The 16,661-nt window shown below is 71.2% G+C and carries 17 protein-coding genes; 8 read left to right on the top strand and 9 right to left on the bottom strand.

Going from position 1 to position 16,661, the window contains the following annotated elements:
- On the top strand, positions 1–1,126 hold a 1,126-nt coding region (locus G3I40_RS18095), incomplete at its 5' end, for a nucleotide sugar dehydrogenase (RefSeq protein ID WP_164303177.1).
- Positions 1,127–1,187: 61 nt separating this feature from the next.
- The gene (locus G3I40_RS18090; RefSeq protein WP_164303176.1) at positions 1,188–1,775 is read left to right on the top strand and encodes a hypothetical protein; all 588 of its coding nucleotides are present in this window, start codon (positions 1,188–1,190) and stop codon (positions 1,773–1,775) included.
- A gap of 74 nt (positions 1,776–1,849) precedes the next feature.
- On the opposite strand, the gene G3I40_RS18085 is transcribed toward G3I40_RS18090, so the two are convergent.
- The 4 genes from G3I40_RS18085 to G3I40_RS18070 form a co-directional block, all read right to left on the bottom strand.
- On the bottom strand, positions 1,850–2,974 hold the full coding sequence (locus G3I40_RS18085; protein ID WP_164303175.1) for a GuaB3 family IMP dehydrogenase-related protein: 1,125 nt from the start codon (positions 2,972–2,974) through the stop codon (positions 1,850–1,852).
- A 107-nt stretch (positions 2,975–3,081) separates the two neighbouring features.
- Positions 3,082–4,587, bottom strand: coding sequence for an IMP dehydrogenase (guaB, locus tag G3I40_RS18080; protein ID WP_164303174.1), 1,506 nt, complete (start codon positions 4,585–4,587; stop codon positions 3,082–3,084).
- Between the two features lie 128 nt (positions 4,588–4,715).
- Positions 4,716–5,303: a sigma-70 family RNA polymerase sigma factor gene (locus G3I40_RS18075; protein WP_275410196.1), complete on the bottom strand. Its 588-nt coding sequence runs from the start codon at positions 5,301–5,303 to the stop codon at positions 4,716–4,718.
- Positions 5,304–5,599: 296 nt separating this feature from the next.
- The gene (locus G3I40_RS18070) at positions 5,600–6,211 is read right to left on the bottom strand and encodes a response regulator transcription factor (RefSeq protein ID WP_003948568.1); all 612 of its coding nucleotides are present in this window, start codon (positions 6,209–6,211) and stop codon (positions 5,600–5,602) included.
- A 382-nt stretch (positions 6,212–6,593) separates the two neighbouring features.
- Between G3I40_RS18070 and G3I40_RS18065 the strand changes: the two genes are divergently transcribed.
- Entirely contained in the window at positions 6,594–6,935 is a 342-nt protein-coding gene (locus G3I40_RS18065) for a WhiB family transcriptional regulator (protein WP_164303173.1), read from the top strand.
- 59 nt (positions 6,936–6,994) lie between these two features.
- On the opposite strand, the gene G3I40_RS18060 is transcribed toward G3I40_RS18065, so the two are convergent.
- Positions 6,995–7,945, bottom strand: a complete 951-nt coding sequence (locus tag G3I40_RS18060; protein WP_164303172.1) for a LysR family transcriptional regulator — start codon at positions 7,943–7,945, stop codon at positions 6,995–6,997.
- Between the two features lie 83 nt (positions 7,946–8,028).
- Here G3I40_RS18060 and G3I40_RS18055 point away from each other — a divergent pair, with 83 nt between their 5' ends.
- The 3 genes from G3I40_RS18055 (at position 8,029) to G3I40_RS18045 (ending at position 11,889) form a co-directional block, all read left to right on the top strand.
- Positions 8,029–8,697 (top strand): MOSC domain-containing protein, encoded by a 669-nt coding sequence (locus G3I40_RS18055; protein ID WP_164303171.1) that lies wholly within the window; start codon positions 8,029–8,031, stop codon positions 8,695–8,697.
- A 61-nt stretch (positions 8,698–8,758) separates the two neighbouring features.
- Entirely contained in the window at positions 8,759–9,532 is a 774-nt protein-coding gene (locus G3I40_RS18050) for an SDR family oxidoreductase (protein WP_164303170.1), read from the top strand.
- A gap of 74 nt (positions 9,533–9,606) precedes the next feature.
- A complete protein-coding gene (locus G3I40_RS18045) occupies positions 9,607–11,889 on the top strand; it encodes a hypothetical protein (RefSeq protein ID WP_164303169.1) in 2,283 nt (760 codons plus the stop codon).
- A 60-nt stretch (positions 11,890–11,949) separates the two neighbouring features.
- Here the strand turns inward: G3I40_RS18045 and groL are convergent, their stop codons facing one another.
- Together groL and groES are read right to left on the bottom strand one after the other, a co-directional pair.
- Positions 11,950–13,575, bottom strand: coding sequence for a chaperonin GroEL (gene groL, locus G3I40_RS18040; protein WP_164303168.1), 1,626 nt, complete (start codon positions 13,573–13,575; stop codon positions 11,950–11,952).
- Positions 13,576–13,705: 130 nt separating this feature from the next.
- Positions 13,706–14,014 (bottom strand): co-chaperone GroES, encoded by a 309-nt coding sequence (gene groES / locus G3I40_RS18035; RefSeq protein ID WP_016434667.1) that lies wholly within the window; start codon positions 14,012–14,014, stop codon positions 13,706–13,708.
- 308 nt (positions 14,015–14,322) lie between these two features.
- Here groES and G3I40_RS18030 point away from each other — a divergent pair, with 308 nt between their 5' ends.
- Both G3I40_RS18030 and G3I40_RS18025 read left to right on the top strand, forming a co-directional pair.
- Complete coding sequence (locus G3I40_RS18030) at positions 14,323–14,613, top strand: hypothetical protein (protein WP_164303167.1); 291 nt, start codon at positions 14,323–14,325, stop codon at positions 14,611–14,613.
- A 1-nt stretch (position 14,614) separates the two neighbouring features.
- Positions 14,615–14,929: a hypothetical protein gene (locus tag G3I40_RS18025; RefSeq protein WP_164303166.1), complete on the top strand. Its 315-nt coding sequence runs from the start codon at positions 14,615–14,617 to the stop codon at positions 14,927–14,929.
- A 19-nt stretch (positions 14,930–14,948) separates the two neighbouring features.
- Here G3I40_RS18025 and G3I40_RS18020 read toward each other — a convergent pair whose 3' ends face one another.
- Positions 14,949–15,785: a polysaccharide deacetylase family protein gene (locus G3I40_RS18020; protein ID WP_343244949.1), complete on the bottom strand. Its 837-nt coding sequence runs from the start codon at positions 15,783–15,785 to the stop codon at positions 14,949–14,951.
- A 38-nt stretch (positions 15,786–15,823) separates the two neighbouring features.
- On the bottom strand, positions 15,824–16,661 hold an 838-nt coding region (locus G3I40_RS18015; RefSeq protein WP_164303165.1), incomplete at its 5' end, for a polysaccharide deacetylase family protein.

Here is a 16,661-nt window from a genome sequence, read left to right as displayed (position 1 = left end):
GCTGCCCGGCGGCGGCGACGACGCGGCCCTGACCGCCGCCGACGTGCGCCGGATGCTGGCCGCCGGCTTCCGCCCCACGGCGAACCCCGCCGAACTGGCCCGCGTCCGCACCGCCGTCGTCTGCACCCCCACACCCCCCGGGGCGGACGGCACCCCCTCCCTCCTGCCCGTCATCGAGGCGACCCGCACCCTGGCCGCCCACCTGCGCCCGCACACCACGGTGATCATCGAGTCGCCCGTCCCGCCGGGCACCACGGAGACCGTGCTCCTCCCCCTCCTCGAAGAGGGCTCGGGCCTGCGCGCCGGCCGCGACTTCCACCTGGCCCACTCCCCCGGCCGCCTCGACCCCGGCAACCGCAGCCACCCCTACTCCGCGACCCCCAAGGTCATCGGCGGCTACACCCCCGCCTGCACCGAGTCGGCCGCCACCTTCTACGGCCGCCTCACCGACAAGGTCGTCCGCGCCCGGGGCCTGCGCGAGTCGGAGGCGGTCCACCTGCTGGAGACCAACTACCGCCACGTCAACATCGCCCTGGTCAACGAGATGGCCGTCGTCTGCCACGACCTGGGCGTCGACCTGTGGGACGTCATCCGCTGCGCGGAGACCAAGCCCTTCGGCTTCCAGGCCTTCCGCCCCGGCCCCGGCGTCGGCGGCCACGCCCTCCCCCAGGACCTCACCTCGCCGCACCTGCCCACCCGCCCGCTGCGCATGGTGGAGCTGGCCCGCCAGGTCAACCACCACATGCCGCCCTACGTGGTCCAGCGCGCGGCCGCGCTCCTGAACGAGCACGGCAAGTCGGCCCGCGGCGCCCGCGTCCTCCTGCTCGGCATCACCTACAAGCCCGACCTGGCCGACCAACAGGCCACCCCCGCCGAGGAGATCGCCACCCGCCTGATGCAGCTCGGCGCGGCCGTCAGCTACCACGACCCGTACGTCCCGTCCTGGAACGTCCTGGACCGCCCGGTCCCGCGCGCCGACTCCCTCTACGAGGCCGCGGCCGACGCCGACCTGACGATCCTGCTCCAGCCCCACCGCACGTACGACCTGCAGGGCCTCGCGGTGAAGGCCCAACTCCTCCTGGACACCAGGGGGGCGACTCCGGCAGGCGCCGCCCATCGCCTGTGACTGCTACTGTGCGGCGACTCTGGGCACACCCGTGCCAGGGCTCACTCTTCAGGGGGACCGCATGACCCAGCCGCAGCAGCCGTACCCGCCACAGGACAGCAACCCGTACGCCCAGCAGCAGCCCCAGCAGCAGCCGGGCTACGGCTACCCGCAGCAGCAGCCCCAGCAGGGCCAGCCGTACGCACCGTTCCCGCAGCAGCAGGGCCGGCCCGGAGGCTTCGTACCGGCGCCGACCGCGCCGGTGCGCAGTGGCAACGTCGCTCTCGCCGTCGTCGCCGCCGTGGTCGTGGCACTGCTCGCCGCCTGGATCTACGGCGCCGTCATGAAGGGCACCAAGCACGAGATCGGCTACGCGGCCGTGGCCGTCGGCGCCCTCATCGGCTTCGTCGCCGGCAAGGTCGGCGGCCGCAGCCAGGCACTGCCGATCGTGTGCGGCGTGCTCGCCCTGGGCGCCGTGTACCTGGGTCAGCTCACCGGGTTCGCGATGGCGTACGGCGAGTACGCGAACGTCTCGTTCGTCACCGCCCTGACGGACAACTTCAGCCTCATCAACGACGTCTGGAAGCACGAAGCCGACTTCATGACCTATCTCTTCCTGGTCATCGGCGGCGTGGCCGCCTTCGGCAGCGCCCAGCGCGCGGCGCGCTAGTCACCGCCACCCCGACATGAGTGGGGCCCCGCCGATACGGCGGGGCCCCACTCATGTACTGCTACGGCGCGGCGTCAGCGGCGGTGCTGGGAGTCGGCCACCGTGACCTCGACCCGCTGGAACTCCTTGAGCTCGCTGTACCCGGTCGTCGCCATGGCCCGCTTCAGCGCACCGAAGAAGTTCATGGACCCGTCGGGGATGTGCGAGGGACCGGTGAGGATCTCCTCCGTCGTGCCGACCGTGCCGAGGTCGACCTTCTTGCCGCGCGGCACGTCCTCGTGGACGGCCTCCATGCCCCAGTGGTGACCGCGGCCGGGCGCGTCCGAGGCCCGGGCCAGCGGCGAACCCATCATCACGGAGTCGGCACCGCAGGCGATGGCCTTGGGCAGGTCGCCGGACCAGCCGACGCCGCCGTCGGCGATGACGTGCACGTACCGGCCGCCGGACTCGTCCATGTAGTCACGGCGCGCGGCCGCCACGTCGGCGACGGCGGTGGCCATCGGCACCTGGATGCCGAGCACGTTGCGCGTCGTGTGGGCGGCGCCGCCGCCGAAGCCGACCAGCACGCCCGCCGCACCGGTCCGCATCAGGTGCAGGGCGGCCGTGTACGTGGCGCAGCCGCCCACGATGACCGGCACGTCGAGCTCGTAGATGAACTGCTTCAGGTTCAGCGGCTCGGCGGCGCCGGACACGTGCTCGGCGGAGACGGTCGTCCCGCGGATCACGAAGATGTCCACGCCCGCGTCCACCACGGCCTTGGAGAACTCGGCGGTGCGCTGCGGCGAGAGCGCGGCGGCGGTGACGACACCGGAGTCGCGCACCTCCTTGATGCGCTGCTTGATCAGCTCGGCCTGGATCGGCGCGGAGTAGATCTCCTGGAGCCGGCGCGTGGCGGCCTCGGGCGTCAGCTCGGCGATCTCGTCGAGCAGCGGCTGCGGGTCCTCGTACCGGGTCCACAGACCTTCGAGGTTCAGCACGCCGAGCCCGCCGAGCTCACCGATGCGGATCGCGGTCGCCGGCGAGACGACGGAGTCCATGGGAGCGGCCAGGAACGGCAGCTCGAACCGATAGGCGTCGATCTGCCAGGCGATCGAGACCTCCTTCGGGTCGCGGGTGCGCCGACTCGGCACGACGGCGATGTCGTCGAAGGCGTACGCGCGGCGGCCGCGCTTGCCGCGCCCGATCTCGATCTCAGTCACGTTCTGGGGCCTTTCCCTCTTGGTCTGCGTGTCCCAGTATCCCCGACACGCGCGTGAGGGGCGGCCCCGGTGATCCCGGGGCCGCCCCTCACGCGCACGACCTGCGATTACTTACGGCTGTAGTTCGGCGCCTCGACCGTCATCTGGATGTCGTGCGGGTGGCTCTCCTTGAGGCCCGCGGACGTGATGCGCACGAAGCGGCCGTTGTCCTGGAGCTGCGGCACGGTCTGCCCGCCGACGTAGAACATCGACTGGCGCAGACCACCGGTGAGCTGGTGCACGACCGAGGACAGCGGGCCGCGGTAGGGGACCTGGCCCTCGATGCCCTCGGGGATCAGCTGCTCGTCGGAGGCGACGCCCTCCTGGAAGTAGCGGTCCTTGGAGAAGGACTTGCGCTCGCCACGCGTCTGCATCGCACCGAGCGAGCCCATGCCCCGGTACGACTTGAACTGCTTGCCGTTGATGAACAGCAGCTCGCCCGGCGACTCCTCGCAGCCCGCGAGCAGCGAGCCGAGCATCACGGTGTCGGCGCCGGCGACGAGCGCCTTGGCGATGTCGCCGGAGTACTGCAGACCACCGTCACCGATGACCGGGACCCCGGCCTCCTTGGCGGCGAGCGAGGCCTCGTAGATGGCCGTGACCTGCGGGACGCCGATACCGGCGACGACACGCGTCGTGCAGATCGAGCCGGGCCCGACACCGACCTTGATGCCGTCGACACCGGCGTCGATGAGCGCCTGGGCGCCGTCCCTCGTCGCGATGTTGCCGCCGATGACGTCGACGCCGCTCGCGTTCGACTTGATCTTGGCGACCATGTCGCCGACGAGCCGCGAGTGCCCGTGCGCGGTGTCGACGACGATGAAGTCGGCGCCCGCCTCGATCAGCGCCTGCGCGCGCTCGAAGGAGTCGCCGGCCACGCCCACGGCGGCACCGACGAGCAGCCTGCCCTCGGCGTCCTTCGCGGCGTTCGGGTACTTCTCCGCCTTCACGAAGTCCTTGACGGTGATGAGCCCCTTGAGGACACCGGCGTCGTCGACCAGCGGAAGCTTCTCGATCTTGTGGCGGCGCAGCAGCTCCATGGCGTCCACACCGCTGATGCCGACCTTGCCGGTCACGAGCGGCATCGGCGTCATGACCTCGCGCACCTGACGGCTGCGGTCGGACTCGAAGGCCATGTCGCGGTTGGTGACGATGCCGAGCAGCTTGCCCGCGGGGTCGGTCACCGGCACGCCGGAGATCCGGAACTTGGCGCAGATCGCGTCGGCCTCGGCGAGCGTCGCGTCCGGGTGGACCGTGATCGGGTCCGTCACCATGCCGGACTCGGAGCGCTTCACGAGGTCGACCTGGTTGGCCTGGTCGGCGATGGAGAGGTTGCGGTGCAGCACACCGACACCGCCCTGCCGCGCCATGGCGATCGCCATCCGCGACTCGGTGACCTTGTCCATCGCGGCCGACAGCAGCGGGATGTTCACCCGGACGTTCTTGGAGACGTACGAGGAGGTGTCGATGTCATCGGGCGCCATGTCGGACTGTCCCGGCAGCAGCAGCACATCGTCGTAGGTCAGCCCGAGTGTCGCGAATTTAGCGGGCACTCCGTCGACGTTGGCAGTCATGACACCTTCCCCAAATGGCCTTGATCGGTGCGGATGTCCATGCTAACGGCCCGATGGGGTGTCTCATTCCACGATCAAGATCATCGGACTTCTTTGTACGTTCACACGTACGCGGCCGGGAGCGTGTGCTACTGCTCCGCCAGGGCCCTGAGCCGACTCAGCGCGCGGTGCTGGGCGACGCGCACGGCTCCGGGTGACATCCCCAACATCTGCCCGGTCTCCTCCGCGGTGAGCCCGACGGCGATCCGCAGGAGCAGCAGCTCCCGCTGGTTCTCGGGCAGGTTCGCGAGGAGCTTCTTGGCCCACTCGGCGTCACTGCTGAGCAGCGCCCGCTCCTCGGGCCCGAGGGAGTCGTCGGGCCGCTCCGGCATCTCGTCGGAGGGCACGGCCGTCGAGCCGGGGCCGCGCATGGCCGCGCGCTGCAGGTCGGCGACCTTGTGCGCGGCGATGGCGAAGACGAACGCCTCGAAGGGGCGCCCGGTGTCCTTGTAGCGCGGCAGTGCGAGCAGCACCGCGACGCAGACTTCCTGGGCCAGGTCCTCCACGAAGTGCCGCGCGTCACCCGGGAGTCGGGACAGACGGGTGCGGCAGTAGCGGATGGCGAGGGGGTGGACGTGCGCGAGCAGATCGTGCGTCGCCTGCTCGTCACCGTCGACGGCGCGGCCGACGAGCGTACCGATGACCCCCTGGGGCGTCACTGCCTCGTCGTCACGCATCGGTCCATGGTGCCTTGCCGACGCGCGGTCCGTGGCACCGCGCCCTTCGTTGTGCACCGAAGCGTTATGGACAGGTGCGCCGGAACTCATCTCCTGCGCCCTCCCCTCTCGCTGACCCTGCTCGCCCGACTCGTCGTCCCCGAGGAACTCCACACATCAAGGATGCGGCATCGCGCGGGAAACGAGGACGTGGCGCTCATCCCGGAGTCCCGCAAGGGGTGCGGGGAACGGCGCGACCAGCCACAACGAATCCCGCACCACACCACCGGCCCCCCACGGCACTCCGGCGCGGAGCACTACCGTACGAGGCCCCACCGGAAGCCGAGCGCCACGGCGTGCGCCCGGTCGGACGCACCGAGCTTCTTGAACAGGCGCCGTGCGTGCGTCTTCACCGTGTCCTCGGAGAGGAACAGCTCGCGCCCGATCTCGGCGTTGGACCGGCCGTGGCTCATGCCCTCGAGCACCTGGATCTCGCGTGCGGTGAGGGTGGGCGCGGCGCCCATCTCGGCCGAGCGCAGTCTGCGCGGCGCGAGCCGCCAGGTCGGGTCGGCGAGGGCCTGCGTCACCGTGGCCCGCAGTTCGGCGCGCGAGGCGTCCTTGTGCAGATAGCCACGAGCACCGGCGGCGACCGCGAGCGCGACCCCGTCCAGGTCCTCGGCCACGGTGAGCATGATGATGCGCGCACCGGGGTCGGCGGACAGCAGCCGCCGCACCGTCTCGACGCCGCCCAGACCGGGCATGCGTACATCCATCAGAATCAGGTCCGAGCGGTCGGCGCCCCAGCGGCGGAGGACTTCCTCGCCGTTGGCCGCGGTCGTCACGCGCTCGACGCCGGGCACGGTCGCGACCGCGCGGCGCAGCGCCTCTCGGGCAAGCGGGGAGTCGTCGCAGACGAGGACGGATGTCATGACCGTCCTCCGCAGCTGATGCGCGTCACCTTGGGCCTCCAGGCTGGTACGAATCGTCACCTGTGCGGTCGACGCTCTCGGACAGATGCCCGAGCGCTTGTTGTTTCAACCGCCTCCGCACTCTCAACGACGGTCACTCGAAAGAGTTACGGGTCGGGCGGTCTCGTTCGGCACTCTACGTGAGGGCCCGGACACAGTGCAGACAGCGCAACGGACCCTCAAGGTTTCATCACAAGCTATGCCCCATTTAGCGCCTCTTCTTCCCTTTTGCTGGTGTCTGTAGCTAGATTCGCAATGAGTCATATTTTCATCTCCTTAGACAGTAGATGTACGGTCATGGGCACCGTATCCGCGTCACAACCGGCTACAAGGGGACAACGCAATGGCAGATTTCTCCCGCCTTCCCGGACCGAACGCAGATCTGTGGGACTGGCAGCTCCTCGCGGCCTGCCGCGGGGTCGACAGTTCGCTCTTCTTCCACCCGGAGGGAGAGCGAGGAGCGGCGCGCAGCGCCCGCGAGAACTCTGCGAAAGAGGTCTGCATGAGGTGCCCGGTACGCGCGGAGTGCGCTGCTCACGCCCTACAAGTGCGCGAGCCGTACGGCGTGTGGGGCGGGCTCACCGAGGACGAGCGCGAAGAGCTGATGGGACGGGCCCGCAACCGGCTCGTCACGGCGTCGGCGGGTGGTGGCGGCGCGAGTGCGGCCGCTGTCGCCGGTAACTGAAGGAACGTTTCTGCGGAGCCGGCGACCGTGGGCGCATCCCCATGCGCCCACGCCCGCGCTCAGCGGCTCGCGGCCTTCGCGAGATGGTCGAGGGTCGCGGCGACCGCCGGGACCTGGGCCAGATCGGGCAGGGTGAGCGCGACGATCTCGCGCTGCACGGCGGGCTCCACGGTCACTGTGCGTGCACCCTTGGGCCGAACGGACTCGATGGCCAGTTCGGGCAGGACGGCAACGCCGAGCCCCGCGCCGACCAGGCCGACCACCGCCGGGTAGTCGTCCGTGGCGAAGTCGATGCGCGGCGCGAACCCGGCGCCCTCGCACACCTCCACCAGCTGGCGGCGGCAGCGCGGGCAGCCCGCGATCCAGGACTCCTCGGCGAACGCGTCGATGGTCACCGACCCCGCGCCGGCCAGCCGGTGCCCTTCGGGGACCAGGCCGACCAGGCGGTCGGCGAGCAGCGGACGGACGACGAGGTCGTCCCACTCCTCGGCGGCGTGCGCGCCCTCGCCCTCGCGCCTGCCACCACCGCCCTTGTGCTGAGACGCCTCACGTCGCCCCTCGTACCGGAACGCCAGGGCCACGTCGCAGTCGCCCTCGCGCAGCATCTCCACCGAGCGCGGCGGCTCGGACTCGACGAGCGAGACGCGGGTGCCGGGGTGCTCGGCGCGCAGCGCCGCCAGTGCCGTGGGGACCAGGGTCGAGCTGCCGCTGGGGAACGAGACGAGGCGGACGCGGCCCGCGCGCAGGCCGGCGATCGCGGCGACCTCCTCCTCAGCGGCGGTGAGTCCGGCGAGGATGCCCGCCGCGTGCCGCACGAGGGCCTCGCCGGCCTGGGTCAGGCGCATCTCGCGGCCGGTGCGGATCAGCAGGGGCGTGCCGGCCGAGGACTCCAGGGCCTTCATCTGCTGGCTGACAGCGGGCTGCGTGCAGCCCAGCTCGCGGGCCGCCGCGGAGAAGGAGCCGGTGGCGGCCACGGCGCGCAGAACACGGAGATGACGGGCCTCGATCATGATTCCAAGCATAAGCGGTACTTGGAGTTCGCGCCGAATAATGCGTGGCGACTTTGGCCACGGGTCCCGTAGCCTGCGGCGGCATGAAGCTTCTGTCTCTGAATCTGGGCCGGGCCACGGCGGTCGCGTACACCGACCAGCCGCAGGGCGTGACCGGCATCGACAAGCAGCCGGTCAGCGGGCCGGTGCGGGTGAGCGCGCCCGGCGCGAAGGGGACCGGCGGGAGCGGACTGGCCGGGGACGCGGTGTGCGACCTGCGCCACCACGGCGGCGACGACCAGGCGGTGTACGCGTTCGCCCGCGAGGACCTGGACGCGTGGGAGCGCGCGCTCGGCCGCGGGCTGCCCAGCGGCTCCTTCGGCGAGAACCTCACCACCGAGGGCGTCGACGTCACCGGCGCGAAGATCGGCGAGCGCTGGCGGATCGGGCCCGAGCTGCTCCTGGAGGTGTCCTCCAGCCGCATCCCGTGCCGGACCTTCCAGGGGCACCTGGGCGAGAAGGGCTGGGTCAAGCGGTACACGCAGGACCAGCGGCCGGGCGCGTACCTGCGGGTGATCGAGGCCGGGGAGATCCGGGCGGGGGACGCGATCGAGATCGTGCACCGGCCCGCGCACGAGGTGACCGTCGCCTTCGCCTTCCGTGCCGTGACGACCGAGCGGGAGCTGCTGCCCCGGATGCTGGCCGCCGGGGACGCGCTGCACCCCGAGGAGCTGCGGGCGGCGCGGGAGTACGTGGAGAAGTACGGCGCGTGAGCGGGGCGGGGGCGGACCCCGGCGATCATGAGCAGTGCCCTGGCGTCACTAACCTTGGCGCATGACTACGGCACTGATCACGGGATCCACGGCGGGCATCGGCGCCGCGTTCGCCCGCCGCCTCGCCGCCGACGGGCACAACCTGGTGCTCGTCGCGCGCGACACGAAGCGGCTGCGGGAGCAGGCGACCGAACTGCACGACCGGCACGGCATCGAGGCCGAGGTGCTGACGGCCGACCTGGCCACCGACGCCGGCATCGCGGCGGTCGAGGAGCGGCTGCGGGACCGCAGGGCCGCGGTGGACCTGCTCGTCAACAACGCCGGGTTCGGGAAGAAGGGCCACTACCTCGACGTCCCCATGGCCGACGAGCTGACGATGGTGAAGGTGCACATCGAGGCCGTGCTGCGGCTGACGTCGGCGGCGACCGAGGTGATGCGCGAGCGCGGCCGCGGCGGCGTGATCAACGTGGCGTCGGTCGCGGCGTTCGTGCCGCGCGGCACCTACGGCGCCTCGAAGGCATGGGTCGTGCAGTTCACGCAGGGCGCGGCGAAGGACCTGGCGGGCACCGGGGTGCGGCTGATGGCGCTGTGCCCGGGCTTCGTCCGTACGGAGTTCCACCAGCGGGCCGGCCTCGGCACGGACAGCATCCCCAAGTGGATGTGGCTGGACGCCGACAAGCTGGTCGCGGCGGCGCTCGCCGACCTCGCGCGCGGCAAGCCCCTGTCGATCCCGGATCCGCGGTACAAGGCGCTGATGGGGGTCGTGAAGGTGACGCCGCGGGCCCTGCTCGGCGGGATCACCTCGCGCACCGGACGGAAGTACGGTCCGCAGTAGCGCGCCCCAACGCGCCGTGTTCCAGGGACAGTTGACACCTGGACGGAGCTGTGACACCGGCTTATGTTCCTGTCATGCCGGTGAACCTGCGTGACTCCGCCGACCTGCGGCCGCTGGAGATCCAGCTCGTCGCCTGCGCGGTACGGGGCGAGGCGCTGGATCTGCTGGACGGCGGCGAGGCGTCGGTCGTCACCATGCGCGGCTGGGGGCCCGACCGGCGGATCCGCGCCGACGTCGTCCGGGAGCTGCTGCGCGGCCGCTACGACGATCCGGTCGACCCGATCGGGGTGCGGGTGCGCGGCGTCGTCATCGAGGGCCGGCTCAACCTCGACTCGATCAGCGCACCCCATCCGCTCGGCCTCGACCACTGCTACCTCCCGCAGGGCCTGTCGGCGCGCGGCGCGTCCATCCCCGGCGTCACCCTGCGGGGCTGCCGCCTGGAGGGCCAGGACCTGTCGCCGCTGTTCGCACCGGGCATCACCGCGGACTGGGTCGACCTCACCGACGCCTCGGTCAAGTTCGCGGGTCCGGGCACCGCGGTCTTCCTGCCGGCGGCGAAGGTCGCGGGCAGTGTGAACCTCACGGACCTCTACATCTCCTGTCCGCACGCGCGGGCCCTGTTCGCGCAGGGCCTGGAGGTCGGCGGGGACCTGGTGATGCAGGGCCGGTTCCGGGCCGTGGGCGCGGACGTGCGGGCGCTCGTCGACCTGGCGGGCTCGCGGATCGGCATCGACGCGTCCTGCGCGGCCGCGACCATCGAGAACAAGGAAGGGCCCTGTCTGCACGCGCGCGGGATGCGGGTCGGCGGACGGCTCCTGCTCAACTCCGGGTTCGCCGCCACCGGCAAGACGGACAAGGCGGCCGTCAATCTCTCCGGCGCCCATCTCGGCGGCTGGCTCTACCTGGACGACGCGCGGATCGACAACCCGGCCGGGGCCGCCCTGTGGATGTCGCACGCGCAGGTCGGCGGCAGCGTCAAGATCGGCCCCGGGGCGCAGCTGACCGGCGGCGGGGCGCTGGCCACCCTGGACCTGGACCGCTGCCAGGTGGCGGGCAACGTACAGCTCGAACAGGTCGCCCTGTCCAGCACGGGCGGAACCTGTCTGTCGCTGCTGCGGGCCTCCGTCGGGGCCTCGCTGTCCTTCTTCGGCGAGACCCATCTGCGCAACGCCGGCGACGACCCGCTGGTCCGCCTCGACGGCATCGGGGTCGGCGGCAACGTCCGGTTCGAGCGCAGCACGCTGGAGGCCCGCCGCAGCGGCGCGGTATCCGCCGCCAACGCCCGCATCGGCAACGACTTCCTGCTGGGCGACGAGGTGACCATCACCTGCTCCAGCGACGACGACGCCGTCGACCTCAAGCGGGCCGAGCTCGGCGGCGACCTCAACCTCCAGGGCGTACGCATCGAGAACCGGCGCGGCGGCGCCCTCTCTGCCTTCGACCTCAGCGCGGTCAGCGTGCGCATCGAGGACCACACCACCCTGAAGGCGTCCTCGCTCCGGTCCGCGGTCCGCCTCTACGGGGCCCGTATCCAGGCCCGGCTGCTGCTGGGAGAGGCCGTGCTGGAGAACGACCGCGGGCCCGCCCTGTCCTGCTTCAACATGCGGGCGCGGGACTCCCTGCGCATCTCCGCGGACTTCCGCGCCCTCGGCCACGCCACCGACAGCCAGGACTGCACGGTCGACTTCGGCAACTTCCGGGTGGACGGCGACCTCGCGATGGACGTCCGGGGAATCCGGAACCCGAGCGGCGCCAAGGGCCGGGTCAGCCTGGACGGGATGACGTACTCGGGCATCCCCGGCGGCATGGACGTCCACCGGATGCTGGCGCTGATCCGGGACGGCTCGTCGGTGTACGCCGCCCAGCCCTACCAGCAGCTGGCGGCCGTGTACCGGGCCGCGGGGCACGACCGCGAGGTGCGCAGGATCCTCATGGCGCAGCGCCGCGACCAGGTGCACGGCGGCGCGCTGGCCGGGGCCGCGCAGCGGGCGTGGGTGCGGCTGACCGGTCTGCTGATCGGCTACGGGTACCAGCCCTGGCGCGCGGTGGTGTGGCTGCTGTGCGTGATGGCCGTGTCGGTGGGCTGCGCGCTCGCCCTCGGTTCCCAGGGCGCGCTCACCCGGACCGCGGCGGCCGGTGCGGCGCCCGCCCGGTGCTCGGCCGTCGAGCAGATCGGCGTGGGCCTCGACATGGGGCTGCCGCTGGTGAAGGCGGGCCAGACCACGCTGTGCAAGGCGTCGGCGACCGACTGGGGGCAGGCTCTCGTCGCGGTCGGCTGGCCGCTGCAGGTCACGGCGTGGGCGTTCGCGACGCTGTTCATCGTGGGCTTCACGGGGGCCGTGCGCCGCAACCTGTGACATGGGCGAAGGCCCGGCTCCCCGCGACGGGGAGCCGGGCCTTCGCCGGTGCTGCTGGGGTCAGTGCGAGTGACCGTGCCCGTGGCCGGCGGCCTCGGGCTCCTCCTCGGCCGGCTTCTCGACGACCAGGGTCTCGGTCGTCAGGAGCAGGGAGGCGATGGAGGCGGCGTTCTCCAGGGCGGAGCGCGTGACCTTGACCGGGTCGATGACGCCGGCCTTGACCAGGTCGCCGTACTCGCCGGTCGCGGCGTTGTAGCCGAAGCCCTTGTCGAGCTCGGCGACCTTGGAGACGATCACGTAGCCCTCGAGGCCCGCGTTCTCGGCGATCCAGCGCAGCGGCTCGACGGCGGCGCGGCGGACGACGGCGACACCGGTGGCCTCGTCGCCCTCCTTGCCGAGGCTGTCCGCGAGGACCTTGACGGCGTGGACGAGCGCGGAGCCACCACCGGAGACGATGCCCTCCTCGACCGCGGCGCGGGTCGCGGAGATGGCGTCCTCCAGACGGTGCTTCTTCTCCTTGAGCTCGACCTCGGTCGCGGCACCGACCTTGATCACGCAGACGCCGCCGGCGAGCTTCGCGAGGCGCTCCTGGAGCTTCTCGCGGTCCCAGTCGGAGTCCGTGTTCTCGATCTCGGCCTTGATCTGGTTGACGCGGCCGTCGACGTCGGCCTTGTTGCCGCCGCCGTCGACGATCGTGGTGTCGTCCTTGGTGATGGTCACGCGGCGCGCGGAGCCGAGCACGTCCAGGCCGGCCTGGTCGAGCTTGAGGCCGACCTCTTCGGCGATGACGGTGGCACCGGTGAGGGTGGCCATGTCCTGCAGCATCGCCTTGCGGCGGTCGCCGAAGCCGGGGGCCTTGACGGCCACGGCGTTGAACGTGCCGCGGATCTTGTTCACGACCAGGGTCGACAGGGCCTCGCCCTCGACGTCCTCGGCGATGATCAGCAGCGGCTTGGAGCCACCGGCCTGGATGACCTTCTCCAGGAGCGGGAGCAGGTCCTGGATGGACCCGATCTTGCCCTGGTGGATCAGGATGTACGGGTCGTCGAGGACGGCCTCCATACGCTCCTGGTCGGTGACGAAGTACGGGGACAGGTAGCCCTTGTCGAAGGCCATGCCCTCGGTGAAGTCGAGCTCCAGACCGAAGGTGTTGGACTCCTCGACGGTGATGACACCGTCCTTGCCGACCTTGTCCATCGCCTCGGCGATGAGCTCGCCGACCTGGGTGTCCTGGGCGGACAGACCGGCGACGGCCGCGATGTCGGACTTCTCGTCGATCGGGCGGGCCGTGGCGAGCAGGTCCTCGGAGACGGCCTTGACGGCGGCGTCGATGCCCTTCTTCAGGGCGGCCGGGGAGGCGCCGGCGGCGACGTTGCGCAGGCCTTCCTTGACCAGGGCCTGGGCCAGCACGGTGGCGGTGGTGGTGCCGTCACCCGCGATGTCGTTGGTCTTGGTCGCCACCTCCTTCACCAGCTGCGCGCCGAGGTTCTCGTACGGGTCCTCGACCTCGACCTCACGGGCGATGGTCACGCCGTCGTTGGTGATGGTGGGGGCGCCGAACTTCTTGTCGATGACGACGTTGCGGCCGCGGGGGCCGATCGTCACCTTGACCGTGTCGGCAAGCTTGTTGACGCCGCGCTCGAGGGCGCGACGGGCGTCCTCGTCGAACTTCAGGATCTTCGCCATGGGAGCGGTTCAGCCCTCTCGAAAACTACGGAAAAACTTGGGAGTGCACGAACCGCGCCCCTGACCCCGGCTTCTTACGGTCGCGGGTGCCAGGGGCGCGGTTCACAGCAGAAGCTGCTTCTCGGTCTGCTTACTTCTCGACGATCGCGAGAACGTCGCGGGCCGAGAGGACGAGGTACTCCTCGCCGTTGTACTTGACCTCGGTGCCGCCGTACTTGCTGTACAGCACGATGTCGCCGGTCTTCACGTCGAGCGGAAGGCGCTCGCCGTTCTCGAAGCGGCCCGGGCCCACGGCGAGGACGACGCCCTCCTGGGGCTTCTCCTTCGCGGTGTCCGGAATGACCAGGCCGGAAGCCGTGGTCTGCTCGGCGTCGAGCGGCTGGACCACAATGCGGTCCTCGAGCGGCTTGATGGCAACCTTGGAGCTGGCGGTCGTCACGATCCGGTCTCCCCCTTCGGAGATCTACGGGGTTAACAGTCTGGGGTGGCGACCAGGTGGATCCGTCGTCGCGGGTGCCGGACCTGCCCGTCGCTGTCTGGCACTCTCCAGTGGTGAGTGCCAGGGCCGAGACTATGACTGCGATTAGCACTCGGTCAAGCGGACTGCTAATCGTCTCCGGCACGAGCGCGGAATTCCGGTGGTCCGCGCCCTGCCTCGGGCGGCACCACGCCCCTGCCGGGGCACGGATTCGTCTCGGTACGGGAACGGGGCGCATGGAGTGCGCGGTTCCGTACGAGGGTCCGGGCATGACCGGTCACTACCGCACCCCCAAGACCGTCGTCGGTGACGTCGCACTGAGTCTGTTCGTGCTGTTCGTGGACGTGGTGGCGTGTGCCGCGGCCGCTGTCTGGCTGTTCGGCGCGGGCGCCTCCGGCACGGTGGCGGCATGGACGTACGGCGCGGTCGCGGCGCTGGTCGCCGCGTCGGCGTTCACCTTCGTCACCGAGCGGGTGCGGCTGCCCGTCACCGCGGGGATGCAGGCCGTGGCCGGCACGGTCCTCGGGCTCGGCGTCCTGGCGCAGGCCCTGGCCGGCTGAGATGGAGCGGCGCGGCGACGACGCGGCCGTGGACGGCTGCATGGTGGCGTTCGTGGTGGCCGCGGAGATCATCGGCGGGGCGGTGCTCGCGTTCTACCTGGGACTTCGGCGGTGGGGGCGGGAGCTGTCCTGGTCCGGCGACGGGCACACCGGGCCGCTCCCGCCGGATCACGTGGCCGCGCTGTGGCTCGGCGGGTGCGCGTCGGCCCTCGCGCTGATCGGTGTCGCGCTGCTGCGGTCCGGGCGCCCGTACTCCGGCGTGGTCCACCTGGTCCTCGCCGGTGTGCCGGCCCTCGCGGCCTGCGCCTCCTGGTAGGACGCGGCCGCGACCGCGCTCACACGTAGTCCTCCAACCGCCCCACCGTGAACCCCTGTTCCTGGATGCGGCGGAGCATCCGCGTCGTCATCTGCGTCAGGGTCGTGCCCTTGAGGTCGGACGGGCCCCGGAAGTGGGTCAGGATGATGTCGCCGGGGCGGAGGCGGTCGTCGTCGGCGTAGCGGAGGTCGTTGATCTGCATCGAGGCGCGCCACAGCACGATCGCGTCGATGCCGCAGGCGCCCGCCGCGCGCAGGGTGTCCGCGTCGTAGTTGCCGTAGGGCGGGCGGAGCAGCCGCGGGGCCGTGCCGAAGCGGCCCTTGAGGCGGTCCCCCTGGCCGCAGATCTCCGCGTGCTGCTCGACGTAACCGAGGCCGGGCAGGAACGGGTGCGTGAGGGTGTGGTTCTCCACCCCCGCACCCAGCGCCCGCAGTTGGCCGAAGTGGTCGTAGCCGGGGCCCGCGACGGAGTGCGTGAGGAACATCGACAGCGGCAGGCGCAGGTCGCGGACCATGTCGACGAAGCGGGGGTCCTTCTCGGCGCCGTCGTCGAAGGTGAGGAAGACGACCTTGTCCTTCGTGGGGACGCGGTCGATCACCGGGGGGACCGTGCCGGGTGCGCGGGGCGGGAGCACCCGGTGGGCGGGGGGTTTCGGCGCCGGGGCCAGCGGGGCCGAAAGGCCCCAGCGGCGGTGGGCGTTCGGGGCCGGAGCCCCGGCCGCCCCGGCCGCGCCGGTCCGCGGATGGTGGCGGACCTTCTGCGCGGCCTTCCTGCCCATGCGCTCGATCGGGTCGACGGACTGCGCGCACCCGGTGAGCAGCACGGCGGTCAGGGCACAGACGATCGCTCGCCGCACCCTGACCGCCCGAACGGCCGCCCCCGCCCACGGACTTGTCACAGGTAGTCCTCCAGGCGGGCCACCGCGTACCCCTTGCCGGTGACGTACTTCAGGAACTTGCGGATCATGTCGGGCATCGTGCCCTTCCAGTCCTCACGTCCGCGGAAATGCGTGAGGATGATGTCGCCCGGATGGATGTCCCGGTCCCACTCGCGGTAGTCCATCCGGTCCACGAACGCCTCGGCGTTCCAGATCGGCGCGTACTTGATGCCGCAGGCCTTGGCCGCCTTCAGGGTGTCCTGGTTGTAGTTGCCGAACGGCGGCCGGAAGAGGGTCGGGCGCTTGCCGTACTTCTTCTCCATGATGTCCTGCATGCCGCAGATCTCGTGCTTCTGCTGCGCGTAGGACAGGCCCGGCAGGTACGGGTGGTGGAGCGTGTGGTTGTTGAGGGTGACGCCGAGGCTCTGCGCCTTCTTGAAGTAGTCGTACTCGGGCTTGACCTCGGCGTCGGTCAGGAAGGCCGTGTACGGGATCTTCAGCTCGCTCATCATCTTCAGGAACTGCGGGTCCTTGTTGGCCCCGTCGTCGATGGTGAGGAAGACGACCTTGTCCTTGGTGGGGACGGTGGTGAAGACCGGCGGCAGACCGAGCTCGGCCTGCTCGTCGACCTCGAAGCCCTTGCGCGGCTTGATGACCGGCTTCTTCGCGGGCGGCTTCGGCGCGGCGAGCGGCACCGTGCCCACGCCCCACCGCTTCGCCGCGGCCGCGCGCTGGGCCTGCTGGAGCTTGAGCTTGGTGGCGTACGAGTCGAGGGCGCGGGCCGGCGGGGCGTTCAGCCCCTGCTGTCCGGGGGCGGGCTTCACGGTGTCGCTGCCGGAGCCGGTCGCGCAGCCG

Origin of the sequence: Streptomyces sp. SID14478, assembly GCF_010548525.1 — a bacterium.
Classification (GTDB): Bacteria; Actinomycetota; Actinomycetes; order Streptomycetales; family Streptomycetaceae; genus Streptomyces.
The sequence above is the reverse complement of the archived record's forward strand: the minus strand, read 5'-3'. Positions and strand labels throughout refer to the sequence as shown.